This is a genomic window from Acidimicrobiales bacterium (assembly GCA_036491125.1).
Taxonomy (GTDB): Bacteria; Actinomycetota; Acidimicrobiia; order Acidimicrobiales; family AC-9; genus AC-9.
In genome coordinates this window covers 32,322-58,985 of sequence record DASXCO010000170.1, presented here as the reverse complement: position 1 = coordinate 58,985, position 26,664 = coordinate 32,322, and the positions used below count along the sequence as shown (strand labels likewise).

Below are 26,664 nucleotides of genomic sequence, written 5' to 3'. Positions count from 1 at the left end.
TCACCATGTTGCGGTTCTGCAGCCGCTGCTGGCCGTAGATGGGGATGTGGACGAGGAGGTGGCCGAGCGGGGTGTAGCCGCCGAACGACAGGACCAGGCCGACCGCGATCAGCAGGTACCACACTCCCAGTCCCTGCGATGCCCGGCGTGACCGCCACGGCCGTGTGAGCATGGCGAAGGCGGCACAGATGGGGAGGATGCCGACGTAGGAGCTGACCTCGGCCAGGTTGTACTGGCCGCGGTACAGGGGAAGGCCGAAGCGTCCGTAGCTTCCCAGCAGATACGGCATGGCCGTCAGGGTGGTCAGCTTGGGCGGGAGCGACCCGGTGATGAAGAAGGCGTACGAGCTGCCCGATCGTTGCGAGTGGGACGCGAAGACCAGGCCTGGGAGCCACTGGATGCTGGTGAGGACGAGGGCCGCAGCGGCGGCGATCGCCATCTGAACGAGGATCCGGCCCGTTCGGTGACGCCAGACCAGCCACCCCCCGTAGATGGCCACGATGATGGAGTCGTCGATCAGGGCCTCGGGCGAGCCCGTCAGGACGAGCAGGCCGATGCACGCCCCCAGCAGCACCGTCGGCCATGCTGCCCGCGGCTTCGCCGCCCCGGGCGGATGGGCCATCCGGTGGAGGGCGACCAGCATCCAGGGCACCAGGCTCGCCCCCTGCACCAGGTCGATGTGGCTCAGCTGGGCGCTCATGAAGCCCCCCACCCAGAACGACAGGCTGCCGAGGAAGGAGGCTCCGACCGAGAGGCGGGATCGGCGCAGGAACACGTAGAGGCCGAGGGCGCCGACGACGTAGACGAGGATCTCGTTTACGACAAACGCGGCTTCCGCGGGCAGCACAGTGAACAGCAGCGTCCCGGGATAGAAGGCGCCGGCGTTGAGACCGCCCAGCAGGGCGGTACCGCTCCAGATGTAGGGGTTCCAGAGAGGAAGGTGGCCGTGGTCGAGGTTGCGGGCGACGAGCACCCGAAGGGGGAAGTTCTGGATGAGATTGTCGTTGCCGAGGAGGGGGTGCCCGGCGAGAGCCGGCACCGAGAAGGTCAGCACCGGCACCATGACGAGCACGGCCACGGCCAGCGGGCCCGGCCGGACGGCGCCGGCCAGCGCATGCCGGCGTCGGGTCGTGACATCGAGCCGGCCCTCCCCACCGGCTGCCGACCGGCCCTCGCCGGCCGAGCTCGTCACCCTCGTCACCGGTCCCGCAGCCAGGTCGCCAGCACGACCCGGGCGTAGCGGTACCCGTAGGCCAGGTTGCTTCCCTTCTTGGTCGTCCCCGAGGACCGCGGCCTCATGACACCCGGTCGCTCGGCCACCCGGTAGCCGGCCAGGATGGCGGCGATCAGCAGCTCAGCCGCCTGGTACTGGGACTGCTCGAGGAGCAGCGCCGCCGGGACCTCCGCCTTCATCGCTCGCAGGCCGAAGGCCGGGTCGGTGATGCGCTGGCCGGTGAGGACGGTGATGAGGCGGGCGAAGACGACCACGCCCGCGGCCCGCGTCCGGTCGCCGACCTCCGACGACCCGAGCCGGCGCGAGCCGGTGACGAGGTCCGCCTCGTCGTCGATCAGCGGCTGGACGAGCCCGGCCAGCTCGCCGGGGTCGTACTGCCCGTCGGCGTCGATGGTGGCGAGGTAGCGGGCTCCGTGGGCGAGTGCCATCCGGTACCCCAGTCGCAGGGCCGCCCCCTGGCCCCGATTGACGGGTGCCACACAGGCGTAGTCCCCGCGGGCCCGCACGATCTCCTCGGTGCCGTCGTGGCCGCCGTCCACCACGACCAGCACCGAGACGGCCAGCCCGCAGACGTGCTCGGGGATCGAGTCCAGGACCCGGCCGATGTTGCCGGCCTCGTTGTAGGCAGGGACGAGAACCGTGAGCGGGGACAGCTGGGGTGACCCGTGATGGGCAGCGAAATCCGCCTCGGCCTCGGCGTCGACCGGTGACGTGTCCGACGAGGCTCGACGGCGCACCCGCCCTGCGGCTAGCGACGCCCGGCGATGGCGCCCAGGTGGCTTTGCGTGCGTCGCCACTCCACCGTCGGACGGATGGCGCTCGCGTCCACGCGCGCCCGGTGTCGCTCGACCAGGGCCAGGAGGGACGTGATCAGGCTGTCCGACAGCAGGTGGGGGGCGAGGCCGAGATCGAGGAGCTTGGTGTGGGCCGCCCGGTAGTAGTGGCTCTCCTGCTCGACCCTGGGGTCGTCGAGGTGCTCGATCTCCACCCCGGGGACCAGTGCCGCCACCCGCTCGGCCAGGTCGCCGACCGAGAAGGACTCCGTGAACTGGTTGAAGACGCGGTACTCGCCTGCCGCCGGCGGATTGAGGAGGGCCAGCTCGACGCACGCCAGGGTGTCGCGGATGTCGAGCATTCCCCGCGTCTGGCCGCCCTTGCCGTAGACAGTGAGCGGATGGCCGACCACGGCCTGGACGATGAAGCGGTTCAGCACCGTGCCGAAGACGGCGTCGTAGTCGTAGCGGGTGGCCAGGTCGGGATGCAGCGCCGTCTCCTCGGTCTCCTGCCCATAGACGACCCCCTGGTTGAGGTCGGTCGAGCGCAGGCCCCAGTTGCGGCAGGAGAACGCGATGTTGTGGCTGTCGTGGACCTTGGACAGGTGGTAGAAGGAGCCCGGCTGCTTGGGGAACGGCAGGACGTCGGTCCGCCCCCGGTGCGTGACCTCGATGAACCCCTCCTCGATGTCGATGTTGGGCGTGCCGTACTCGCCCATGGTGCCGAGCTTCACCAAGTGGATGTCGGGATCGACCTCAGCGATGGCGTAGAGGAGGTTGAGGGTCCCTACGACGTTGTTGACCTGGGTGTAGACGGCGTGGGCCCGGTCGATCATGGAGTAGGGAGCCGAGCGCTGCTCGGCAAAGTGGACCACCGCGGCCGGGGCCGACTCGACCAGCGTGCGCTCGACGAAACTGGCATCGGTGAGGTCGCCCACGTAGGTGTCGACGCGGAAGCCGGAGACCCGCCTCCAGGTCCTCACCCGGGACTCGAGATCTCGGATCGGGACGAGGCTGTCGACCCCCATCTCCCCGTCGTACTGGCGGCGTACGAGGTTGTCGACGATGCCGACGTTGTGGCCCTGCGCCGACAGCCGCAGCGCCGTCGGCCAGCCCAGGTACCCGTCGCCCCCCAGGACGAGAAGGTTCATCGGGGCCGATCCTTTCTCGGTGGGAGGTGTTACCGGTCGATGCCTCGATATCGTTCGTGACCAAGGGGCCACTTTGCTAAACCCCGGGCCCTCGACAGCCCGAATCCAAAAAGCCGGCCGGCAGCTTACCCCCGCCCCGAGGGTATTCCGTGACAGTCGTCGCCATCCGCCCCGCCGGGCTGGCCGCGGTCAGCGAAGGCGTCCCACGTGGCCGCGAGCCCTCGGCGCAGGCTGGCGCGGGGCTCGAAACCGAGCTGGCGGGCTCGGTCGATCCTCACCCTCACCCCGCGCATCTCGCCGGGGCGGGGGGCCACGTGCGGGAGCGGCAGGTTGACACCGGTGATCGTCCGCAGGACGTCGTGCAGCTCGTTGACCGAGATCGAGGTGCCCGAGCCAATGGTGAGGGGCCCGACCACGCCGGCCTCGAGGGGGAGGAGGAGGGCCTGCACGGCGTCGTCGACGTAGAGGTAGTCGCGCACCTGGTCGCCGTCGCCGTAGATGCTCACCGATCCCTGGTCCAGGCAGGCTCTCATCAGGCGGGCGACGAGGCTGTCCTTCTGCTGCATCCCCGGGCCGTAGACGTTGGTGAGGCGCACGGCGGACGCGACGAGGCCGTAGGACGCTGAGTAGGCCGACAGGAGCATCTCGGCCGCCGCCTTGGTGGCGCCGTAGGGGGTCAGTGGCCGCAGCGGCGACTCCTCGTCGATGACGGCGTTTCCGACGTCGCCGACCACGGCGTTGGTCGAGGCGAGCACGAAGCGGCCGACGCCTTGGGCGCGGCATCGCTCGAGGAGCGAGAGAGTGAGGGCCACGTTGGTGTCGTAGACCTCGACGGGGCGCGACATGGACGCCAGCACGGATGTCTCGGCCGCCAAGTGGATGATCGTCGTCACGGGTCGGGCCATCGCCCGATCGAGGATCTCGGGCCGACGAAGGTCGCCGAGGACGGAGTGGGCGCGGGGATCGGTGAAGGGCCTGGTGTCGGCGACGGTCACCTCTGCACCGCGCTCCAGCAGGGCGCCGGCCATGGCTGTGCCGATGAAGCCGGCGCCGCCGGTCACCAGGACGTGTTCGGCGGGCGTGCTCATCCCGGTCAGGCTCGCGCCGTCCTCCGGGTCTGGACCAGGCTGCCTCGCCCGCTGGACTCGCTGGGGCCCCGTCCTGGCTGCCGCAGGGCGGCGGTGGTCACGTGGCTACGCGAAGGTGAGCTGGAGAACACATAGGTCGTGACGCTATGCGGTGCGATCGAGGCGGTCATCGTCCCGCTCCGGTAACGCGGCAACGGGACCGGGGCCAGGTTGAGCGTCTCACTGGTCTGCGCGGCGGTGACCGGCGCCAGGGCGTGCCCGCCCGTCGGGATGTGCAGCGTGAAGGGGGTCGGCGGGGTGCCCGCTGGCGAGTCGTCGATGACGACGATCGACCACCCGCTCTTGGAGCTGAACGCCGCGGCCCGGGTGCCCGGAGGGGCGCCGGTGACCTCGTGGAGCACGGCCCCCGGACGGACGTAGCGGCTGAAGTTGCCCAGCGCCCAGTACCGCTTCGTCGTGTAGATCGTCTCGTTGTGGTCGACGGTGGCGGCCGGGTCGTAGTAGAGAAGGCCGTCGTTCCGACCCAGCGGGTTGACCCTGGTCGCGCAGGCGGGGTCGGCGACGGGATTGCACCCGAGCCTCGGCGAGAGCGCCGTCCACCAGTCGAAGGCGGAGTCGTGGGCCTGGGTGAGATCGGCCCATATGGTGTTGGCCAGCCACATGCCGCTGGTCATCGTCGGGTCGAACTGGTACCCGAATCCACGGTTGTTGTGACAACAGATCTCGCTCGCCCAGAGGGGCTTATGGAATTGCTGGCCCAGCTGGGCAACCTGCTGGAGGACGGCCGGGGGTGGATAGTCGTAGGTGTGGTGGGCGATGGCTGCCACCGACGACGCGGCGCCGGGAACCGAGAGCCAACGGGGCGCCTCGGGCAACAGCTGGGCCGCCACCAGGCTCGACTCGTCGGCGATCACGTGGGCGTAGGGCGCCCGCTTGGCGAGCGCGCTGGCCAGAGCCTTCACCAGCGGGGCGCGCTGGGCGACCGGCACCCTCATGCCCTCCTGCCGGCAGGTCGACTGTGACGCGTCGGGCTCGTTCATGGGGCTGACGTAGGACAGGGTGACGTGATCGACGTCGTGGAGATGGGCCACGACCGTGCTCAGGTAGTTGGCGTAGGCGGCCTCGGAGCCCGGCACGAGGGCACCTCCACAGCTCTTGTCGTCCGTGGTCCACGCCGCGGGCGCACTGTTGACGAAGCCCACGAGCGTGCGCACACCGTGCTGGGCCGCCAGTAGCAGGAAGCCGACGCCACCCGGATCGGCCGACCAGTTGTAGCTGCCGGGGCCGGCGAAGAACGTCGGCGCCTTCTTCTCCGGAGTCGTCACGCCGACGCCGCCACCGCCGATGTTGTACCGGTACTGGCTGAGCCCGAGCCCCGAGGGATCGAACAGGAGACTGGCGACCTGTTGCTGGCCGGCCGGGCTGAAGTGCTGGAGGTCGTTCGGCCACCAGGCCCCGGACGCGCCGAACCCCTGGATCGGCTGCCCCGGCTGGCTGCTCACGGTGGCGCCCGCAGGGACGGTGTCGGCGTCGAGCGACGGCACGACAAGGCTGCCCAGGCCCAGCAGACTCAACGCCACCGCGGCGCCGGTGCCGAGCCGCGTGAGCCGCCTCGGCCTCGACAGCCGTGTCCAAACCGATCTCGTCCGCACCCCCACGGTCAATGAGGGTAGAGCATGACCGGGCAGGCAACTCGTACCCCGGTCGGGGGATCCGGGCGGGGTGAGACGTCAGTCGGCCGCAGCCGGAGCGTGGCCCTCCGTCCACTCGAAGTGCTGGACCTCGATCATGAGGGGGAGCAGGTAGCGCACGTAGAAGCTATGGAGCTTGAGCATGCCGTAGTCATCGACCTTCCGGTCGATGATCTCGACCCGTTCGTCGCGAGCGGCGAACGCCTTGCTCCGGGCCAGGATCTCGTCCAGCTCCCTACCGGTGCCCACCGACATGCCGAAGTGGTCGAGTCCCGGACAGGTCATGGGTGGTTCGTCGGCGATGAGGAACACGAACTGCTCATAGGTGTACGCCTGGAGCACCAGCCGGTGGCGATCCTCGGTCAGGGTGGGCAGCTCCTCCCAACCGAAGACCTCCCGATAGAACTCGACGATCTCCTTTCGCCCGGTCTCGTCGAGCGCGTCGGCCGGCATGCTCATGGCAACGTGGTTGAAGCGCGGTTGGCGCCGCGGTGACGGCGGTCCAGTGGACGTGTCGGTATCTGTCATCTCTCTCCCTCGAGTCAGGGATCGTCGTGCCGGCCCATCGGACCGGCGACCATGACCTTGCCGGCGATGTCGCCCGCGGCCAGGCCCTCCATTGCGTCGAGCAGACCGCTGAGCGCGATGTCGTTGTCCTCGATGAGCAGGTCGGTGGCCAACCGGCCGCCGGCGAGGAGGTCGAGGGCGTCGGTGAACCCGTCAGCGTCGTAGCAGAAGGCGCCGGTGACGATCAGCTCGTTGAGAATGATCCGGTTCGGGTCGAAGCGGGGCGGGTCGATGCCCGCTCCGACGAGGACCAGGGTGCCGGCTGCGACCAACTGGCCCAGGGCCGCCTCCATGGCGCTGGCCCGGCCCGAGCATTCCAGGACGGCGTCGAACGGCTCCTCGACCACCGATGAGGGCCAGTCCGGAGCGACCAGCTGATCGGGGGTCACCGTGGCCGCTCCGAGGGCGGTGGCCAGCTGGCGGCGTCGCTCGCCGGGCTCGCTGACCGTGACGTCGGTGACGCCGCGGGCGAGAAGGGCTGCGGTGACAAGGCTCCCGATCGGCCCGGCGCCAGTGACGAGCACACGCTGGCCGGGTCGGGCGCCACTGAGTGTGATCCCGTGCAGGGCCACGGCGAGCGGCTCGGCCAGGGCGGCGACGCGGGCCGACAAGCCATCGGGGACGCGGTTGAGGGCCTCTTCGTGCTCGCGCACGTAGCCAGCGAAGGCGCCCTGCCATTCGCCGCTCCCCACCCGTCCCCGTCCGGTGCACAAGGTCGGCCGGCCGGCCTGGCAGTAGCGGCACTCGCCGCAGGAGTGGACACCTCCGACCACGCGGTCGCCGACCGACCACCGGCTCACCTCGCTGCCGACGGCGGCGATGACCCCGGACCACTCGTGGCCTCCGATCGAGCCCGGGCGCCCCCACCCGTCGATGACGAAATGCAGGTCGCTCCCGCAGACGCCGCAATGGCCCACCTCGACCAGCACGTCGTGCGGCTCCAGGGCGGGCACCGGCCGGTCCTCGACGGTGATCTCCCGCCGGCCGAACACGGCGACGGGCATGGTGGCGGGAAGGGGAGCCATCACGGCATCGGGTTCTTGCGCAGGTACTCGTAGACGCCGCGGAAGTTCTTGTTCGTCTTCTCCGGTAGCGGATGCTCACCGCCGAGGACGCGGGCGCCGTGCACGATCTGGGCGGCGCGCTCGACAACCAGGGCTACGTGGAGGGCCTCGGTAGGGGTCGGCCCGATGGTGATCATGCCGTGGCTGGCGAGCAGGGCGGCGCTGGTCTGCTCCAGGTTGCGAACGGCCTCTTTTCCCAGGTCGGCCGTGCCGGTGAGCGTGTAGTCGCAGACCGGGACGTCGCCGCCCACGAACACCACGAACTCCTCGATCGCCGCGGGGACGGGCTGGCGGGCGCAGGCGAACATCGAGCCGTGGACGGGGTGGGAGTGGATCACGCCTCCGACCTCCTCGAAGGCCCGGTAGCACGCCAGGTGGAGGTCCTTCTCCGACGTCGGCGAGCGGTGGCCTTCGACCACGTTGGCGTCGAGGTCGACCACGACGAGGTCCTCGAGGACCATCGATTCGTAGGGCACTGACGACGGGGTGACGCAGACGGACCCGTCGGGCATGCGGGCCGAGACGTTGCCGGACGTGCCTTCCACGAGGCCCTTGCGGTACATCTCCTTGGCCGTGTCGAGGACGAGTTGCTTCACTTGAGGACCTCCGGGTTGACGACGTGGAGCGGTGGCTCGCCGGCCAGGAGGCGAGCGAGGTCCTCCGCGATGAGGCGGGAGTGGTTGGTCTCGGTGTCGTAGGTCGCCCCGCCGATGTGCGGGGTGAGGACGACGTTGTCCATGGACGCCAGGGGGTGGTCGACGGCCAGCATCTCGCCCTCGAAGTGGTCCAATCCGGCCGCCGCCACCTTTCCCGAGCGCAGGGCCGCCACGAGGGCCTCGGTGTCGTGGAGGGCCGCCCGGGCCGTGTTGAGGAAGATGACCCCGTCCTTCATCCGGGCCAGCTGCTCGGCGCCGACGAGACCGGTCGTCTCCGGGGTCACGACGGCGTGCATCGAGACCACGTCGGAGCGCTCGAGCAGCTCGTCGAGCGAGCTCGTGGCGTCCTCGGCGTACGGGTCGTAGGCCAGTACGCGCATTCCCAGGCCCTCGAGGCGCCAGCGCAGGGCCCGGCCGACCGCGCCGAGGCCGACGAGTCCCGCCGTGCGGCCGTTGAGCTCCCAGGCCCGGTACCGCTGGTACGGGATGGTGCCGTCTCTGAAGATCTGGCCCGTGCGGACATCCCGGTCGGCAGGAAGCACCCGTCGACCGGCGGCGAGCAGCAGGGCGACGGCGAGCTCGGCGACGGCGTCGGCGTTGCGGCCCGGTGCCCTCAGCACCGGTATGCCGGCCGAGGTAGCGCCGGCCACGTCGACGTTGGTGGGGTCGCCGCGCGTCGAACCGATGGCTGCCAGCGGCAGATCGAACACCGGGCCGGCGCAGCGGTCGGCCTCGCAGACGATGATCGAAGCTCCCTCGCCGTCGGCCCGCTGGGCCAGCTGCTCGGCGGAGTAGATGCGCAGCGGCTCGTGGTCGATCCACGGGTCCAGCACCACGTCGGCGACGGTGCGGAGCCGATCGAGGCCCTCTCCCCGAAAGGGGGCGGTGACCAGGGCGCGCGGGCGGGGATCGGAGCTCACGGTCGCCATCTTGGCAAGAGTATGACGCAGCTGTCAGAAAGCGGCCGGTGCCGTCAGATCGGCTGGCGACGGGACTCGGCCAGCACGAAGGCGAGGTCGCGCGGGTACGTGCGCAGGGCGAGCAGCACCAGGACCCCTCCGATGGCGTAGATGGGCGTGAGTGCCACGAGCGCCAGTCGGAGGCCGATGAGCGTCGACACGAACCCGATCACGACCGGGCCGCCCGTCGACAACGAGCGCACAGCCGACCGCACGCTGGCTGCCCGTCCCCGCAATCGGGCCACCACGACATCGGTGAGCATGGCCTCGGCGGGGGCGACGGGGAGCGTGACTGCCACGCCGCCGAGAGCGAAGAGGGGCACGGTCACCGGCAGGTAGGTACTGGCGAACGCGGGGGCGAGCAGGGCGCTGGCGGCGATCGAGGCGAAGGCCACGACGTACACCCGGGCGCAGATGACACCCCGGCGCATGAGGCGATCGGCCAGGAACCCGCCACCGAGGATCCCCACGATGGCACTGACGCCGAGCACGCTGGTGACGAGACCCGCCTGGGCCGGCCCCATGTGATGGATCCGCCGGAAGTACGGCACGGCCCAGAAGCTGAGGCCGTTGAGCAGCAACCCGGAGACGGTGAGCGAGAGGATGCCCAGCCACATGGTGCGGATGTGGAGGAACTCCCGCGCCACCTGGCCGACGCTGGCCCGCTCGTAGTCGAGGGTGCCGACCCGGTGCGGGACGTCGAGCTGGGTGGTCATGAGGGCGGCCGTGGGGTTGGCTCCGTCCACCTCGTCGAGGAACTGGGCGTCCTGGTGACCCCGCGCCGGCTCGGGGGAGCGGAGCATGAGCCAGCACACGAGCAGGCCGGCGGGCACCCACATCCAGAAGGCCCACCGCCACCCCCCGACGGCGACCGCGACGCCGCCGCCGACGAAGCCGATGAGCGAGCCGCCGAGCGAGCCAGCCTGGTAGAAGCCCATCATGCGGCCCCGGTCCTGGACCCGGTACTGGTCGCCGATGAGCGAGGTCGCGGCCGGGCTCGTCGCCTCCAGCCCGCCGACACCGAGCCGAGCGGCGAACACCATCACGTAAGAGGCGGCGGCCCCGTTGAAGGCCATGCACCCCGTCCACAGAGCGGTGGCCGCGGCCAGCAGGCGCGTCCGGCGGAGCCGGTCGGCCAGGATGCCCATGGGGACCGCACCGAGGATGCCGACCCCGGCCATGGCGAAGGGGATGAACCCCACGGCCGCGTCCGAGACCCCGAAGGTGTGCTCGATCCCGGGAATGGCCTGCGACAAGGATGACGTCTCGCCGTTCTGGATGGCGAGGGTCGTGGCCAGGGCGAAGATCGGGAACCATCCGTAGCGCTTGGCGACCGCAAGCGTCGTCGTGCTCGCGACGGGTGACTCGGCGAGCTCGGTCGCGTCACTTGCCCCGACGGCCCCGGCCACCGGCTCAGCCCACCCCGAGATAGGAGCTCGTGAGGGCGTTACTTCCCCTCAGTTCGGCCGGCTCGCCCACGAAGGCGACGCTTCCCTTGGCCATCACATAGCAAACGTCGGCGAAACGCAGCGCGTAGGTGAGGTACTGCTCGACGAGGACGATCGTGAGACCCTCGGCCTTGAGGGTGGCGACGCTGTCGAAGAGCTGTTCGACGATCGTGGGCGCCAGGCCCATCGAGATCTCGTCCATCATGAGGACCCGCGGCGAGGCCAGGAAGGCGCGCGACAGCGACAGCATCTGCTGCTCGCCTCCCGACAGCGTCCCCGCCCGCTGGTCCATCCGCTCCCGCAGCCGGGGAAACAGCTCGAGCACCCGCTCGATGTTGCGAGACCGCTCGTCGCCGCGTAGCCCGCGGGCCGCGTTGGCGCCGATGGCGATGTTGTCGCCTACGTCGAGGCCCGGAAAGATGCCTCGCCCTTCGGGGATCAGGGTCAGCCCGCGGACAGCGATCTCGTAGGCGGAGCGGCCGCTGATCGTGCGTCCGTCGAGGCGGATGCGCCCGCGCCATACCGGGAGGGTGCCCGATATGGCCCGGAGGGTCGTCGTCTTGCCGGCGCCGTTGGGCCCGAGAAGGGCGACCACCGAGCCCGGCGGCACCGACACGCTGACGTCGTGGAGGACCTCCACCTTGCCGTAGCCCGTGGTCACGTGGTCAACCTCGAGCTGAGTCGGCACGAACGCCCTCCTCTCTCTCCTCGGGCCGGCCCCCCAGGCTGGCCCCCCCGGACAGGTCGCCGTCGGTCTCGGCTCCGAGGTACGCGGCGCGGACGGCGTCGTTCCTGGCGATCTCCCCGGGACTGCCGACGGCGATGACCCGGCCGAAGTCGACGACATAGATCGTCTCGGACACGGCCATGACGAGGTCCACGTCGTGCTCGATGAGCAGGATGCCCACGCCGCGGCGGGCGATGTCGCCCAACACGGCCTGGAGGTGGTCGGTCTCGGCCGAGTCGAGACCGCTGCCGGGCTCGTCGAGCAACAGGACGGTGGGATCGGTGCAGAGCGCCCGACCGAGCTCCACCATCCTGAGCGCACCTGTTGGCAGGTCCCCGGCCATGACGTCGCGAAACGAGCCCAGCCCGACCTGGTCGAGGACATCCTCCACCCGGGCCACGACGGCGGGCTCGTCCGGATGTCGCAGCCGGAGGACGCCGCGGAAGGTCCGGCCCGGGCGAGCCGCCTCCGCCGCCACCTGGAGGTTCTCGAACACCGTCATGCCCGTGAAGATCTCGAGGCGCTGGAAGGTCCGACCCAGACCGAGGCGCGCCCGCAGGTGGGTCTCCATGCGGGTGATGTCCCCGCCGGCCAGTCGCACCGACCCCTGGTCGGGCTCGAGGAGGCCGGTGAGGCAGTTGAAGACCGTGGTCTTGCCGGCGCCGTTCGGACCGATCAGGGACGTGATCGCCGCCTCGGGCACGGCGAGGCTCACGTGATCGACGGCGAGGAGACCGCCGAAGCGCTTGACGAGATCGCTCGCCTCGAGAAGGCTCACCCGGCTTCGTCCCGCAGCACCCGCTCGGCGAACGGCGAGGCAACCAGGGCCTCGTCGCCCCCCGAGCCGTTGGCCGTGACCGATCCGAGCGACAAGGGACGTCGGGCCCCGTTGCCCGTCGCACCGACCGGCGCGGGCGACTGCGGCGCCAGGGCGCCCGTCGCCGCCGCCCTGGCGAAGGCCGCCATCACGCGGCGCGGCTCGCGCACCCGTGCGGCGAGCTGCATGACCATGCCGGCGAGGGATCCACCGGGAAGGTAGCCGATGAACAGGGCCAGGATGGCGAAGATGAGGTCGGAGAAGCCCGACTGGTGCACGAAGGTGTTGAGCATCACGAACAGCACGGCGCCTACGACCGCCCCCCCGAGGCTGCCCACGCCCGCCACAACCACGACGAGGAACCACGTGAGGCTGGTGAACGGGTCGAAGGCGAAGGGGGTGAAGACCTGGGCCTGCTGGGCCAGCAGGGTGCCGCCGATACCGGCGATGAAGGCGCTGACGGCGAAGATGAAGAGCTTGTACCTCCGCAGGTCGATGCCGACGGAGCGCGCTGCGGTCTCCGAGTCGCGCATGGCGGCGAGGATGCGACCGAGCCGCCCGCTGCGCAGGTTGCGGGCCAGCACGAGCATCAGGACCACCCAGAAGAGCTCGAACCAGTAGAACGCCCGGTCGCCCGCGAACGACAGCCCGAGCACGCTCGGACGGTGGGCCGTCAGCCCGCCCGACCCTCCGGCGAAGACGTTGCTCGAGAACACGAACTGGTAGGCGAGCAGACCGATGGCGAGCGTGGTGAGACCGAGGAACAGTCCTCGACGCTTGAGAGCCGGGTAACCGGCGATCAGACCGAGGACGAGCGCGGCGAGGGCGCCTACCAGCATGGCCAGTATCACCGGGAGACCGAGGGCGTTGGCGACGCGGGCGGCGACGTAGGCGCCGATGCCGGCGAAGGCGGCCTGACCGAGTGTGATGTAGCCGCAGAAGCCGGTGATGCAGACGATCGAGGTGAACACCACGATGAGGGCCAGCACCTCCTGGGCGTCCCCCAGCCTGATCGTGCCGAGTGGCAGCGGGGCGACGACGGCGATCAACGCCGCGGCCACGAGCAGCACGACACGCGGGGTGCTGACCCCGGTCCGGGCCGAGCGCCGGAGGCGCCCGACCTGCTGGAGCAACAGCCCGGGCCCGCCGCCGGCGCCCCCCACCTCGTCGAGCTTGCGCAGCACCAACAGGGCGACGAAGAGGATGACGACCGACAAGTTGGGCTTCAGCTGATCGAAGCCGGTGCTCACCCCTGAAGGCAGTTTCACTCCGACCACGGGCAGGGTGACGAGGTGGAGCTCGGTGAGCAGGCTGTTGAGGACACCGAGCAGCAGCACCCCGGCGCCGGCGGCGATGGGCAGGCTCACCAGACGGGCGACCACGGCAATGGAGAAGGTCTCGATGACCAGGAGCGTGAGGTGGAAGGGATCGAGCCCGAACTGCGGGGCCAGCAGCACCCCGGTCAGTCCCGCCAGCCCGCAGCCGAGCGCCCACGAGAGGCCGGCGACCCTATTGGCGGGGATGCTCGAGAGCTCCGCCAGCTCCCGCCGGTCGACGACGGCCCGGATCTCCATGCCGATGCGGGTGAAGCGGAACAGTAGCCACAGGGCCCCGCTGATCACCCCGACGAGCACCACGACGGTGAGCTGATCGGTCCCGATGTACAGCCCGGCGCCCAGGTCGATGGAGCGCGAGCTGACCAGAGCGGGGGCCTGGCGCACCGTGCCCGTCCATACCGCGTAGGCCAGACCGAGCAGGAACAGGAAGATGCCCAGCGTGGCGACCAGCTTCTCGGTCTGGCCCGCCCCGCGCCGCTCGAGGGGGCGGAACACGACGCGCTCGAGGATCAGGCCGATGCCCGGTCCCACCACCAGGAGGGCGATGAGGGCCGCCGGAATCAGGGGCACGTGCCATCCGCTGGCCAGCTGCCACAGGCAGTAGGCCACGATCATGGCCACCGCCCCGTGGGCGAAGTTGAACACCCCGGTGGCCTTGTAGGTGAGGACCACGCCCATGCCGGCGAGCGAGTAGATGCAACCGGTGGCGATGCCTGCGATGACGACCTGGAGCCAGAAGGTGACCCCGCTCGACCCCTGGCTCACCGCCGCCAGGATCACCTGGGCTCCATCACGTAGCGGAAGGAACCGGATCGCACAGCCGGCACGGCTTGAGGCCCTCGCTCAGGGCGACGTCGGCGGTGAGCGGCTCCGCCTGGGTCTTGCCGTCGACCATGGCGCACTCGGGGCGGTGGAACGTGGTCGCTCCGGGCAGAGCGACCAGCTCCTCGGGGTTGCCATCGGTGCCGTGGAGATCACGCTCGTGCTTGCCGTTGGGTTGGCGAGGCGAGTCTCGCTCGCCCAGGCTGACGTCGGGTGCGTCGGCGCGCGCGAGCAGGACGGCGTGCAGCTGGGCGATCTGCTTCTCGAGTCGGTCGAGTCGACCCGAGTCGTTGCGCAGGTCCTCGGTCCCCAGGATGACGGCACCGATGGCGACCAGGGCGATGCCGCCGATCCCGCCCGAGATCAGGAACGGGAGCTGCTTGGCCACCAGGGCCTGGCCCGAGATGCCGAACCAACCCAGGAAGATGGCGAGGAGCCCGACACCGGTGAGCACCCAACCCACCACGGGCCGGCTCGTCTTGCCGAGCGATCGGACGACCCATCTCCAGAACTGCGCCGGATCGATCAGGTCCTCGGGGAGGGCCGCCGGGCGCCTGCCGTCGCCGACGGCCTCGGCGCTCGGGTTGGCCTCCAGGGCCGTACGTCCGGGCCGGTCGACGATCTCGGTGTGCTCACTGGCCATTGGTACTCCAGAGCTCGGACATCAGCGGCCGCGAGGCAGCCGGGCGGGTAGCAGCAGGCGCGAACCGAGGAAGAGGCCGGCGAACGCCAGCGTGAACGCCAGATAGACGGTGTCGAGGCGATGGGCCACGAGCGCCTGGTCGATGATCTCGCCGAGAAAGCCGGAGCCGCCCCGGCGCGTGGCGTGCGCTCCGCCGCGGCCGGGCGAGGAGGCGGCGAGCGAGCCGGCCGATGCGGGGGTGCCGGGGGTCCCAGGCACGCCGGAGCTGCTGGCGAGAGCTGCGCCCTGGTCGGCCGATCCGGTCGTCCCCGCTGACGAGCCGCCGCTCAGGTCGGTCGCGCCGACACCGCCGAGGTCGGAGGCGAGCTGGCTGCTGGTCGTCGCCGCCGTGCACGCACTGCCCAGGGTGAGGTCGGTGAAATACACGTCACCCATGGGCACCTGCGACGCGTCGGCCTGGAGGTGGAGCGACAGGCCGTCCGCCTCACCCTTGCCGCATCCGGTCCCGCCGATGGGCTGGGGCGGATTGGTGGTGTTGCCGAGGAGGTGGACCTGGGACCCGGACGCCTGGAGGGCCGTCTGGAGGGCGCTGTTGATGGCGTCGAGGATGGGGCCGCCCTGCGTGGTGCTCCCGACCGTGATCCCGTTCTGATCGATCGTGGCGGGCTGACCTCCGGCGGTCACACCGTGCAGGGTGACGTGGTCGACGTGCTTGTCGGTGCCGTGGTCGTTGGCCTGGTAGTCGGACGTGGTGAGGATCGAGTCGACGTGGATCATGCCCCCGAGCAGATCAACGTCCGAGAGACGGCTCTCGGCGTGCACGACCAAGGTGGAAGGATCGCTCGCGGCGAAGGACTGCTTGGTGTGGGACTCCGACGATGCGACCTGCGCGACAGCGCCGTCGGTCGCACCGGGCTTGACCGAGGCGGCCGCCTGAGGACTGCCGGTGATGCCCGCCACCTGGCGGCGGAAGGCGAGGCTCGCGGCGGCCAGGGCCTGGCCCGCTTGGGCCGAGGACGCCCCCCCGCCTCCGGTACCGAGCGTGTACCCGCCGTCGACGGCGTCGGTCGAAACCATGTTCGGGTCGGCGTGGGCGGCAGCGCTGAGCGCCGTGAGACTGACCGGCGCGCCGCCGCCTCCGAGGTTCTGGGAGGCGGCCGTGTGGGCGTCGGGAGGTGAGCCGCTGGTCTGGGCGCTCAAGGGAAAAGGCGGGAGTCCACACCCCGGAGTGAAGCCGGCCACGCAGAGCAGGCCGCCGAGCCCGTTGACCGTGGCGCCCGGCCAGTAGGTGGAGCCGCGGACGAGGGTCCCGCTGGCGGAGAACTGGCTCAGGCCGTCAGGGAAGCTGCCGTAGAACGGCTGCGACGTCGGGCCGATCCCGAACTGGCCGTTGGCCTCCTGGTGGATGGCGGTGGCTGCGGCCACACCGGAGAACACATCCGGGCGAGCAGAGCCCGACACGCTGTCAGCGCCGGCGACCGTGGGGCCGACGAGGGCGACCATGCCGAACAGAGCCGCCCCCCCGAGGCAGGAGCGACGCACCCACCTCAGCGCTCTCGTCTGGCTCACGGTTTACTCTCCCCGGCAAGGAGCCCCCACTGGCCAGGATTCGACGACCCCGCTGCCGAATCCTTTGCCCTGGCATGTCCGACTCGTCCGCTTTATGACACTCTGGAGTTTCCCGACGCTCATGTCAGGTTAGTACACTTTGTCGGTTTCTACCGTTTGACGGGAGTTGGGGGATGCGTCGTTCGAGACTTGGGGCGATCGGAGCGACCGTCGTGGCGCTGATGCTCTCTGCATGTGGCACCCGGTTGCCCAACGCCGCCTTCCTCCAGGCACAACGGGGCTCGGGCACCTCGGGAGACCTCTCGGCGGGCGATCAGGGGACCACGGCCGCCAACGGCTCCGCCGGCACCGCCGGGACCCAGGGTGGCCCCGGTGCGTCGACCGGCGGGGGGACGGGCGGAGCGGGTGCGGCGGCCGGCGGCGGCGCTGGCGGGGGTGGCGGTGCGGGCGCGCCCGGCAACACGGCCAGCGACGTCGGAGTGACGCCCAACAGCATCACGATCGGCAACGTCACCGCGACGGGCGGCTCGTTCGGCCCGGAGGCCTTCGGCGTCAGCCTCAACGGGCTCAAGGCCTGGGTCCAGGCCACCAACGCAAAGGGCGGTATCAACGGGCGCAAGATCAACCTGGACACCTGCGACGACGCCGAAGACGGCTCGCAGAACCTCGCCTGCACCACCAAGCTGGTCGAGCAGGACCATGTGTTCGCTCTCATCGGCAACAACAGTGATGCCAGCGCGCGGTCAGCCAGCTACGAGAACAGCCACAACGTCCCCGACCTCGGCTTCCCGCTCAACAACGGCTACTACAAGTACCCGAACATGTTCTCCTACCTGGGGGGCGGCGGCTATGCCCGCAACGGCAAACAGGTGGGCAACAACGGGACGCTCGAGCAGCAGCCGTGGCAGTTCCAGTGGTTCCACCAGAACATGGGGATCAGCAACGGCGCCTTCTGCTTCTACAGCATCGCCGTGTCCCAGCAGCAGGGCATCGCCGAGGAGAAGCAGGCCCAGGCGTCGGGCATCAACAACACCTACGACTGCGGGGGCTCGAACGCCGGCGCCAACCCCGCTGCTCCCACGTTCGACACCGACGCCGTGAACATGAAGGCCAAGGGCGTCGACGGCGTCTGGGACGCCCTGGATACCAACGCCAACTCCAAGCTGTGCCAGGCCTTCGACCGCAACCAGTTCCACCCCAAGGCCAAGGTGTCGACCATCGAGGTGTGGGGTCAGGAGGTCGGGAGCTGGAGCGCCCCGTGTCGCAACTCCGTGTTCGTCGCCGGCACCGAGGACTCGTACAACAACATGGCCAACCCGTCGGTGGCACAGTTCCGCCACGACCTCGACACCTACTGCAAGGGCTGCCCCTTGCACGAGTGGAGCCTCGACGGTTACGCCACCGGGCAGATGTTCGGCGACGCCCTCGCCGCCATGGGCGGTGCTCCCACCCGGGCCGGCTTCGAGGGGTGGATGAACGGCCTGAACAACTACACGAACCACGGGCTGTGGGCGCCGCTGGACTATCACCCCTACAACTTCAACGCGCCCCACCAGCAGTGCTTCACTGTCGTCCAGTGGCAGGACTCGGCCAACGGATATGTCACGAGGGCGCCGCTCAACACTTGCTACAACATCGGCTGGATCGGCTATCCCGCCAGCGACGACGGGTCCTAGGCGCCCGCAGCCGCCACCGGATGGCGGAACAGTCGCGACGCGTTCTCGAAGGTGAGCTTGCGGACCTCGACCTCGGACAGGTCGCGGAGGCGCTGCTCGGCCACGAGCTGGGTGTCGGGCCAGGTCGAGTCGGCGTGCGGGTAGTCGCTCTCGAGCATGATGTGATCGATCCCGATGCGGTCGCGCAGCTCCATGGTCGACGGGTCGTCGATGGTGCAGAACCAGAAGTTGCGCCGGAGCGCCTCGGATGGCAGCAGCTTCCCGTCCCACACGCCGCCCTGCTGAGCCGAGTGGTGCACCACGTAGTCGAGGCGGTCCAGCAGCATCGGTACCCAGCCGATGCCGCCCTCGGCCATGGCGATCTTGATCCTCGGGAAGCGCAGCGGGATCCGGGCCCAGACCCAGTCGGCCGCGCTGGCCAGGGCGTTGGCCGGAAACAGCGTCGTGAGCAGCTCGAGCGGTGCGCCCGGCGAGGTCGCCGCGGTCCACGCCGACGATCCCGTGTGCAGACACACGACGGTCCCGGTCTCCTCGCACGCCCGGAGGAACGGGTCCCAGTGATCGGTGTGCACGGAGGGAAGGCCCACGTTCGCTGGGTTCTCGGTAAAGCTCACGGCCTTGAAGCCGCGCTCCGCGTTGGCGCGGATCTCCTCGGCGGCCACCGCGGGATCGCACAGCCACGGGATCTGCAGGGGGATGATGCGCTCTGGAAAGGTCCCCGCCCACACCTCGTGGTGCCAGTCGTTCCAGGCCCGGACGCACGCCATTCCGAGCTCCTGGTCCTTGCTGCGGGAGAACACGGTGCCGGCGAACCCGGCGAGCAGCGAGGGGAAGTTGAGCGAGGCCTGGATGCCACCGATGTCCATGTCCCGTATCCGCTCGTGGATGTCCCAGCACCCTCGGCGCATCTCATCGAAGCGGGCCGGCTCCATGCTCCACTCGTCCTGGGGTCGTCCCACGACGGCGTTGAGGCCGACGTTGGGATAGTGGCTGCCCTCGTACCGCCACATCTCGGCCCCGTCGTCGGTCTCGACCACCCGCGGCGCCTCCTCCGACAGCGCCACCGGCATGCGCCCCTCGAACAGGTCGGGCGGCTCGATCAGGTGATCGTCGACCGAGATGATCGTGTACGGGCGGGGCCGGGGTTCGGGGTCGGGCAGGAGGGTCGCCACCAGGGCGGATGGTAGCTCGGTGAGCGGTCCCTCGCTGACACCGGTGTCAGGTGTACTCTTCACTGGTTGGTCGGTCGGAAGGGAAGGCACCAGATGCGGACGTTGAGGCCCCTGTCGGTAGGTGCGGTCGCGGCAGGGATCGCCGTGACGCTGGCTGCCTGCAGCAGCGGGAGCAGCTCCAGCAGCTCCACGACAACAACACAGAACCCTGCGCAGGCGACGGCAGCGATCACCACGAGCTGGACAGGCTTCTTCGACGGCGGCAACCCCGACAGCAAGGCCAAGCTGTTGCTGCTCCAGAACAACGGCAAGCTGACAGCGGTCTACAACAAGGCTTACGCCACGCCGCTCGCGGCCATGACCTCGACCAAGGTCACCAGTGTCGCCGTGCTGCCGGCCAGCCAGTGTCAGCAGGCGGCCGTTCCGTCGCCGTGCGCCAAGGTCAGCTACGACCTGATCAACAGGCAGACTGGCGCCCCCCTGCTGGCCGGCCAGACCGGCTACGCGGTGAACCTGAACGGCAAGTGGCTCGTTTCCCAGAACACGTTCTGCGCCCTGATCGGTCTCGAGGGAACGCAGTGCCCCGCCTAGACCGGTAGCTCAGCGGGCTGGGGTTCCTGGCAGCAGCTGATCGATGGCGTCGCCGAGCTCGTCGACGCGTCCGGAGTGCACGACCCGGCCCTGGTTGAGGAGCACGGCGTGGTCGGACACCTGCAGGGCCCTACCCACGTGTTGCTCGACGATGAGCAGTGTCGTTCCCGCTCGACGGATGTCGCCCAGGATGCGGAACACGTCGTCCAGCACGATGGGGGCCAGTCCGAGCGACAGCTCGTCGACCACGAGCAGCTGCGGCGGGTTGGCCAGCACCTTGGCCAGCGAGAGAATCCGCTGCTCGCCGCCCGAGAGCGTTCCTGCGCTCTGGCGCCGGCGCTCGCCCAGACGGGGGAAGGCCTCGTAGGCGCGATCGATCCCTTCCTGCATGTGCCTGCGACCAAGGGCCTGGCGGAAGGTCAGTTCCAGGTTCTCCTCGACCGTGAGTGACGAGAACACCGAGCGACCCTCCGGCGCGTGGGCGATCCCCATCCGGGCGATGCGCCACGCCGGCAGTCCGGTGATCTTGCGCCCGGCGAACCAGACCTCACCGGACGTCACCGGGACCAAGCCCGTGCAGATGCGGGCCACGGTGGACTTGCCGGCGCCGTTGGGCCCGAGGAGCGCCGTGGCCGAGCCTTCGGGGAGCGCGAACGAGACGTCGAAGATGGCCCGGAAGGGTCCGTACGCCGACGAGACGTCGACGAGCTCGAGCAGCTTCGAGCCAGGCCCGCCTGAGCCGTTGCCAATGGTGGTCACACCGCCTCCCCCAGATAGGCGCGACGTACTTTCGCGTCGCCCATCACAGTGCCGGTGGGCCCGTCGGCGATGAGCTGACCGAGCTCGAGGACGCAGAGGCGGGTGACGCACCGCTGGACCATCTCCAGATCGTGCTCGACGAGGAGAATGGCGGTCCCTCGTTCCTGCTGCACGCGGCTCAGGACCCCGGCCAGGGCAAGCGACTCCATGCGATCGAGCCCCGACGACGGCTCGTCGAGCAGCATCAGACGGGGCTCGGTGATCAGCGCCCTGCCGAGCTCGACGAGTCGCCCGTGACCGAGGCTCAGCGCCTCGACGGGGAGGTCGGCGACGTCGTCGATCCCCAGCAGGGTGAGCACGGCGGCCGCCCGGACCTGCTCGTCAGTCGTGGGGTCGCCCCGGTTGAGCAGGTCCTTCCAGAGGGACCCCTTGCCCCGACGGGCCCGCTCGGCCACCAGCAGATGGTCGCGAGCGGTCATCTCCGTGAACAGCTCGATGCGCTGGAAGGTACGTCCGATGCCGAGGCGCGCCCGCCGGTAGACCGGCATGCGGCTGAGATCGTGACCGTCGAAGGTGATCGTGCCCGTGTCGGGGCGGAGGATGCCGAGCAGGCAGTTGAACAACGTCGTCTTGCCCGCCCCGTTCGGGCCGACCAGGCCCACCGCCTCGCCGGCCTCGACGCCGATCGACAGCTCGGACAGCGCCACGACACCGCCGAAGCGCTTGGAGATCCCGCTCGCCTGCAGGAGGGCCATGTCAGGGCCTGCCCGGGTGCGGCAAGTGTTCGGGAATGGCAGGAGCGGCCCCGTCGGCCTGGACCTGGCCGTCGCCGCTCAGCTCGAGGGCCGGCGCCTGGCCTCGGGCCAGGGTGGCGGCATCGGCGATGCCGGCCGTGGGCTCCCGCCCGGCCCGGCGATCCAGCCAGGCTGCGACCCGCAGCAGGATGCGACGCTTGTTGAACTCCACGGCCCCCTCGGGATGCCTGGCGTAGGTGAGGGCGCCGATCCCGAACAGGAAGAAGGCCAGAGCGGTGACCCGGTTGCCGAGGAAGCTGAAGGCCGACGTACCGCCGAGATCGCTCAGCAGCTCCGGCACCAGAACGAGGGCGATGCCGGCGTTCACCGCGCCCTCCACCGTGCGAACGCCGGTCGTGAGGACGAGCACGATCCACAGGATCGAGAAGAAGACGTTGTAGTCGCCCCCGGAGGTGGTCCCCTGGAGGGACCCGAACATCGCCCCCCCGACACCGGCGATGCCCGCCGACAGGGCGAAGATGGTGATCTTGGCGCGCACCGGGTTGATGCCGATGGTCTCGGCTGCCACCTGGCTGCCTCGCATGGCGGAGAGGTACCTGCCGACTGTGCCTTTGCGCACGAGGATCACGACCACCGCGCAGATGGCGAACACCGCCATGGCCAGCAGGAAGAACGCGCGGTTGCCGCTGAAGCCGGCCGGCCGGGGCACGTCCACCCCGGTGTCGCCGTTGCCGAGCCAGGTCTGGGGGAACAGCAGATTGCTTGCGAGCAGCGCGAAGGCCAGGGTGGCCAGGGCCAGGTAGAGACCCCTGAGGCGGAGAGTGGGGATGGCGACCAGGGCGCCGGCGGCGGCCGCCACTGCCCCCCCGATGAGCAGGGCGACGATCACGTTGATGTTGAACTCGCTGGCCAGCTGGCCGGCGGTGAAGGCGCCAAGACCGGCGAAGCTGGCCTGGCACAGCGAGATCTGGCCACTCATGCCCGTGAGGGCCGTGATGGACAGGAAGATCGTGGCGTAGACGATGCCCTGGGTGAGCAGGAACAGCCAGTGGCTGGGGACGAGGAAGAGCGTGATCCCCATGTAGGCCACGATGAAGATCGGGAAGATGATCCTGGTCAGCCGGTCCAGGGTCGCGCCGCGCAAGGAGGCGGCCAGGGCGGGGGGAGGTGGATCGACGCCCGCCAGTGGGTCGCCGGCTTCGCGGCGCCGCCGCACGAGCGGCCAGAACAGCAGCAGGAGCACCAGGACGATGAAGGGGAACGAAGGCCGCAGCGCCGTGGCCCAGATGCTGTTGAGCGGCAGGTAGCCGGTGAGGACCTGCTGGAAGATGCCGAGGAACAGGGCGCCGGCCAGGGCGAGGGGCAGGCTCGCCAACCCCGCGAACACCGCGGCGGCGATGGCGGCGACCAGCAGCTGGATGAAGTTCGTCGCATCGATGTTGGCGTAGTAGGGCGCGAGCAGGACGCCCGCGAGGCCGGCCAGGAAGCCGGAGAGCATCCAGGCGAAGGAGCTGACCCGGTCGGCGTTGATGCCCGCCAGCTCGACCATGCGGGGGCTCTCGACGACGGCTCGCATCTTGAGGCCCAGGGCGGTGAACCGGAACAGTACGCCGAGCGCGGCCATCACGACGAGCACGGCGACGATGACGACCAGCTGGTTGCCGTCGATGTGGTAGCTACCGAAGTGGTAGACGGCGTTCGGCTTGGGGGACAAGCTGGGCGGGTTCTGGTGCTGGCCGGGCCAGAAGAACTGCACGATCGACGGGATGCCGATCAGCAAGCCCAGGCCCGTGATGAGCTTCACCACCGTTGGCGCGGTGCGCATATGGCGGAACAGCAAGCGATCTAACAAGTAGCCAAGCGCCGGTCCGGCGATGACCACGGCGAGCACGAAGCCCACCCACTTGGACATGTGGTGCTGGGAGACGACGCCGTAGTAGATGGCCGCCGACACGTAGGCCTGGGCGGCGAAGGCCATGTTGAACACGCCCGAGGTCTTGTAGGTGAGGACGAGCCCCACGGCCACGAGCGCGTAGACGAAGCCGTACGGGATCCCCGGTATGGCGAAGGACAGGAAGTGCGTCAAGCCAGGTCAGCTGGTCTTGGGCGTCGGCATGGTGGAGTTGAAGAAGGTGGTCGGGTCGTTGGGGAACGGGACCGGGTTCATCGTGGTGGCGTTCGGTGCCTGGAAGCACACGAAGGGGTTCTTGCCGTTCCCGAAGACCGAGGTGAACTTCCCCTGCTGGACCTGCAGGAAGGCGTCACAGTCGTTGGGCCCCGAGTTGGTGTGCTGCTGGGTCCAGTCGATGCCGGGGGAGATACCGTTCGCCGTGTAGTGGGTCATCTTGTTGATGGTGTTGATGACGTTCTGGCGGGTCACGTTGGGGCCGACCTGGCGAAGAGCGGTCGTGAAGAGGTCGGCGTTGATCCATCCCGCCAGGGTGACGTCGCTCACGGGGGCACCGACTGCCTTCATCGCGTTGAGGTAGTTGTCCATGCCCTGGGTGAACCCGTACTGGTAGGGGACGAAGCCGGTCTCGAAGTACACGCCTTCCATCAGGGGGGCGAACTGGCTGAGCGTCGACTGGTCGTAGCCGTTGGGCCAGTACTGCTTCACCTGGTTGTTGAGGCCGGCCTCCTGGAGGCCCTTGCTGAGCACCGTGTTGCCGGTGGGGTCCATGCAGGTACCGACGAACTGGGCGCCGCTGTTCTTGAGCTGGGTGATGTCACCGCTGATGTCGGTGAACCCGAAGGGCAGGCTGGTGTCCTTGAGCACCACCTGCTGGCCCGTCTGGGGGGCGAACTTCTGGAAGGTGTTGATCGAGCCGGTGGCGCAGTCGGCCGACTGGGAGACGGTGTAGGCGACCACGCCGACCTTCTGGGCCCCCACCTTGTTGGCCAGGTAGGCGATCAGGGGGCCCTGATGGGTGAAGTTGATGAAGGAGCCCTTCTCGCCGAAGAGGCTGGGCCCGTCGGACCACTCTGGGTTGACGTTCCATCCGAACGTGGGGATGTTGTTCTGGGCGAGGTACTTGCCGGCGGCGAAGATCGGTGTGGCGACACCCACGACCGCGAACACGTTGTCCTGGGTGACCAGGGCCCGGGCCTGTGACACGTCGAGAGAGGGCAGGGTCTGGTCGTCGAGCTGGGCGACGTACTTGATCTTGCGGCCGTTCACGCCCCCGGCCGCGTTGACCTGGTCGAAGTAGGCCTGGGCACCCTGTGTGATCGGCCCGTACTGGTTGGCGAGGGGCCCGGTCTTGGCGGCGATGGCGCCGATGTCGATCTCGTTGGACGTCACTCCCTGCGTCTGGCTGCCGCCGCCGCCTCCGCCTGAGGCGTTGCCGCACGCAACCAGTATCAGGCTGAGGATGGCAGGAAGGGCGACGAGTCGGACGGCCCTGGTGGCCAGTCGGGGCATGGCGACCTCCGTTGGGAGAGTGCGGTCGGCGGCACTGCGGTCAGGTTACGAACTTGCGCGCGTTGCCGCGTGACATCTGATCGCCCCAGTCGACCGGCCCGATACCGCGAGATGATCCCGGCCGTATGGCCGACACCGTCGCGACGAGCACTGATGCCCCCCGTCCCTGGTCGCACTGGGCGCAAGTATGACATCGTTGTCAGGATCATGGAGAACGGGCCACCCTCGCACGCTGACGATGGCAGCTGAAACCCGGTACGGCATCTCGGCTGCCGCCGCCGGACGCCCCGGCCACCCGGCCCTGGTCCTGGGGTCCGGGCAGCGTACCTTCGCCGAGCTGGACGATCGGGCCCACCGGGCCGCCCTGGCCTTGTCGCGCCTTGGGGTGGCGCGAGGCGACCGCGTGGGCGTGATGCTGCCGAACTCCTTTGAGTGGTTCGAGGTCGTCCACGGCGCCGGGCGGCTGGGCGCCGTGGCGGTCCCGGTGAACATCCATTTCAAGGCGGCCGAGACCGCTTGGGTCCTGACCGACTCGGGCTGCAAGGCTGCGGTCGTCACCTCCGAGCTCGTCGGGAGCCTGGCCGACGTGGCGGACCTCCCGCGATTGGTGGTGGGCGACGGCTACGAGGAAGCCCTCGCCGCCCAGGGGCCCGGGACCGATGACGTCGTGGAGAAGGGAGGCGACGGGTGGCCGACCACCATGGTCTACACGTCGGGCACGACGGGACGACCCAAGGGCGTCGTGCCCGGCGGTGACGACCTGCGCCGCACGGCGGCGGGGATGGCGGGGATGGCCGCCCGGTGGGGCTTCGGTCCGGGCGACGTCCATCTGCTCGTGGGTCCCGCCTACCACTCCGGACCGGCCGCCTTCGCCCAGGCCCACCTCGCCCTCGGCGCGACCGTGGTCATCATGCCTCGCTGGGACGCCGAGTCCTGCCTGGCCCTCGTCCAGGATCATCGGGTGACGAACACCCACATGGTCCCCTCCAACTTCATACGCATCCTGGACCTGGACGCGGGGGTCCGGGCGTCCTACGACCTGTCCTCGCTGGGCGTGGTGCTGCACGCCGCCGCTCCCTGTCCGGTCCCCGTCAAGCGGGCGTTCATGGAGCTCGTGGGGCCGGAGAAGGTCTTCGAGTACTTCGGCGCCACCGAGGGAGGCGGCACTGCCATCTCGCCCCAGGAGTGGCTGGAGCACCCCGGCAGCGTGGGGCGGGCTATCGGCGGCAACGAGATCGTGATCCTCGACGACGAGGGCGGGGTCCTCGGTCCGGGCGAGGTGGGGCTGGTGTACGTGCGCCCGGAGTCGGCGCCCTTCCGGTACCACCGTGACAACGAGAAGACGTCGGCCGCCTTCAAGGGCGAGCGCTTCACCGTGGGTGACATGGGCTACCTGGACGAGGACGGGTACCTCTTTCTCACCGACCGGCGGGCCGACATGGTGATCACGGGCGGGGTCAACGTCTATCCCCGCGAGATCGAGGATGTGCTCTATCTGCACCCCGACGTGGCGGACTGCGCCGTGTACGGTCTGCCCGACGAGCGCTGGGGGGAGGCGCTCAAGGCCGTGGTCCAGCCGCGCGCCGGGGCCAGCCTGAGCACCGACGACGTCGTGGCCTGGTGCCGGGAGCGGTTGGCCGACTACAAGCGCCCCCGTCTGGTGGCCTTCGTCGACGAGCTGCCGCGCGATCCCAACGGCAAGATCGCCAAGCACCGTTTGCGCGCGACCGAAGCCTGACCGGGT

23 protein-coding genes are annotated in these 26,664 nt (G+C 69.7%); 3 read left to right on the top strand and 20 right to left on the bottom strand.

The window, feature by feature from the left end:
* The 15 genes from VGF64_13500 to VGF64_13430 form a co-directional block, all read right to left on the bottom strand.
* Positions 1-1,192 (bottom strand): hypothetical protein (locus VGF64_13500; protein HEY1635771.1); only part of this gene is annotated, 1,192 nt, incomplete at its 3' end.
* A gap of 5 nt (positions 1,193-1,197) precedes the next feature.
* Entirely contained in the window at positions 1,198-1,971 is a 774-nt protein-coding gene (locus VGF64_13495; protein HEY1635770.1) for a glycosyltransferase family 2 protein, read from the bottom strand.
* Positions 1,972-1,982: 11 nt separating this feature from the next.
* Entirely contained in the window at positions 1,983-3,158 is a 1,176-nt protein-coding gene (locus VGF64_13490) for an NAD-dependent epimerase/dehydratase family protein (protein HEY1635769.1), read from the bottom strand.
* Positions 3,159-3,283: 125 nt separating this feature from the next.
* Positions 3,284-4,246 (bottom strand): NAD-dependent epimerase/dehydratase family protein, encoded by a 963-nt coding sequence (locus VGF64_13485; GenBank protein HEY1635768.1) that lies wholly within the window; start codon positions 4,244-4,246, stop codon positions 3,284-3,286.
* Between the two features lie 5 nt (positions 4,247-4,251).
* Positions 4,252-5,904 (bottom strand): glycoside hydrolase, encoded by a 1,653-nt coding sequence (locus VGF64_13480; protein ID HEY1635767.1) that lies wholly within the window; start codon positions 5,902-5,904, stop codon positions 4,252-4,254.
* Between the two features lie 72 nt (positions 5,905-5,976).
* Positions 5,977-6,465: a hypothetical protein gene (locus VGF64_13475; GenBank protein HEY1635766.1), complete on the bottom strand. Its 489-nt coding sequence runs from the start codon at positions 6,463-6,465 to the stop codon at positions 5,977-5,979.
* A 14-nt stretch (positions 6,466-6,479) separates the two neighbouring features.
* Positions 6,480-7,529, bottom strand: a complete 1,050-nt coding sequence (locus VGF64_13470; protein ID HEY1635765.1) for an alcohol dehydrogenase catalytic domain-containing protein — start codon at positions 7,527-7,529, stop codon at positions 6,480-6,482.
* Positions 7,529-8,164, bottom strand: a complete 636-nt coding sequence (locus VGF64_13465; protein HEY1635764.1) for a class II aldolase/adducin family protein — start codon at positions 8,162-8,164, stop codon at positions 7,529-7,531. The genes VGF64_13470 and VGF64_13465 overlap by 1 nt, the downstream gene beginning before the upstream one ends.
* Entirely contained in the window at positions 8,161-9,153 is a 993-nt protein-coding gene (locus tag VGF64_13460; protein ID HEY1635763.1) for an NAD(P)-dependent oxidoreductase, read from the bottom strand. The genes VGF64_13465 and VGF64_13460 overlap by 4 nt, the downstream gene beginning before the upstream one ends.
* Positions 9,154-9,197: 44 nt before the next feature.
* Positions 9,198-10,592, bottom strand: coding sequence for an MFS transporter (locus VGF64_13455; protein ID HEY1635762.1), 1,395 nt, complete (start codon positions 10,590-10,592; stop codon positions 9,198-9,200).
* 4 nt (positions 10,593-10,596) lie between these two features.
* On the bottom strand, positions 10,597-11,319 hold the full coding sequence (locus VGF64_13450; GenBank protein ID HEY1635761.1) for an ABC transporter ATP-binding protein: 723 nt from the start codon (positions 11,317-11,319) through the stop codon (positions 10,597-10,599).
* Positions 11,297-12,136, bottom strand: coding sequence for an ABC transporter ATP-binding protein (locus tag VGF64_13445; protein HEY1635760.1), 840 nt, complete (start codon positions 12,134-12,136; stop codon positions 11,297-11,299). The genes VGF64_13450 and VGF64_13445 overlap by 23 nt, the downstream gene beginning before the upstream one ends.
* Positions 12,133-14,292, bottom strand: coding sequence for an ABC transporter permease (locus tag VGF64_13440; GenBank protein ID HEY1635759.1), 2,160 nt, complete (start codon positions 14,290-14,292; stop codon positions 12,133-12,135). Before VGF64_13440 ends, VGF64_13445 begins: the two co-directional genes overlap by 4 nt.
* A 10-nt stretch (positions 14,293-14,302) precedes the next feature.
* Positions 14,303-14,977, bottom strand: coding sequence for a hypothetical protein (locus VGF64_13435; GenBank protein HEY1635758.1), 675 nt, complete (start codon positions 14,975-14,977; stop codon positions 14,303-14,305).
* 21 nt (positions 14,978-14,998) lie between these two features.
* Positions 14,999-16,546, bottom strand: a complete 1,548-nt coding sequence (locus tag VGF64_13430; protein HEY1635757.1) for a hypothetical protein — start codon at positions 16,544-16,546, stop codon at positions 14,999-15,001.
* 173 nt (positions 16,547-16,719) lie between these two features.
* Between VGF64_13430 and VGF64_13425 the strand changes: the two genes are divergently transcribed.
* Positions 16,720-18,222 carry an ABC transporter substrate-binding protein gene (locus VGF64_13425; protein ID HEY1635756.1) on the top strand — a complete coding sequence of 501 codons (1,503 nt, stop codon included), beginning with the start codon at positions 16,720-16,722 and terminating at the stop codon, positions 18,220-18,222.
* Here VGF64_13425 and VGF64_13420 read toward each other — a convergent pair.
* On the bottom strand, positions 18,219-19,394 hold the full coding sequence (locus tag VGF64_13420; GenBank protein ID HEY1635755.1) for an amidohydrolase family protein: 1,176 nt from the start codon (positions 19,392-19,394) through the stop codon (positions 18,219-18,221). The genes VGF64_13425 and VGF64_13420 overlap by 4 nt on opposite strands.
* 93 nt (positions 19,395-19,487) lie before the next feature.
* Here VGF64_13420 and VGF64_13415 point away from each other — a divergent pair, with 93 nt between their 5' ends.
* Complete coding sequence (locus tag VGF64_13415; protein HEY1635754.1) at positions 19,488-19,985, top strand: hypothetical protein; 498 nt, start codon at positions 19,488-19,490, stop codon at positions 19,983-19,985.
* Positions 19,986-19,994: 9 nt separating this feature from the next.
* Here the strand turns inward: VGF64_13415 and VGF64_13410 are convergent, their stop codons facing one another.
* From VGF64_13410 to VGF64_13395, 4 genes are read right to left on the bottom strand one after another with little or no spacing between them, the layout of a single operon-like run.
* Complete coding sequence (locus VGF64_13410; protein ID HEY1635753.1) at positions 19,995-20,744, bottom strand: ABC transporter ATP-binding protein; 750 nt, start codon at positions 20,742-20,744, stop codon at positions 19,995-19,997.
* The gene (locus VGF64_13405) at positions 20,741-21,499 is read right to left on the bottom strand and encodes an ABC transporter ATP-binding protein (GenBank protein HEY1635752.1); all 759 of its coding nucleotides are present in this window, start codon (positions 21,497-21,499) and stop codon (positions 20,741-20,743) included. Before VGF64_13405 ends, VGF64_13410 begins: the two co-directional genes overlap by 4 nt.
* Before the next feature lies 1 nt (position 21,500).
* Complete coding sequence (locus tag VGF64_13400) at positions 21,501-23,585, bottom strand: ABC transporter permease (GenBank protein HEY1635751.1); 2,085 nt, start codon at positions 23,583-23,585, stop codon at positions 21,501-21,503.
* 6 nt (positions 23,586-23,591) lie between these two features.
* Positions 23,592-24,920 carry an ABC transporter substrate-binding protein gene (locus VGF64_13395; GenBank protein HEY1635750.1) on the bottom strand — a complete coding sequence of 443 codons (1,329 nt, stop codon included), beginning with the start codon at positions 24,918-24,920 and terminating at the stop codon, positions 23,592-23,594.
* A 238-nt stretch (positions 24,921-25,158) separates the two neighbouring features.
* Between VGF64_13395 and VGF64_13390 the strand changes: the two genes are divergently transcribed.
* Positions 25,159-26,658, top strand: a complete 1,500-nt coding sequence (locus VGF64_13390; GenBank protein ID HEY1635749.1) for an AMP-binding protein — start codon at positions 25,159-25,161, stop codon at positions 26,656-26,658.
* The last annotated feature ends 6 nt before the right edge of the window (positions 26,659-26,664 follow it).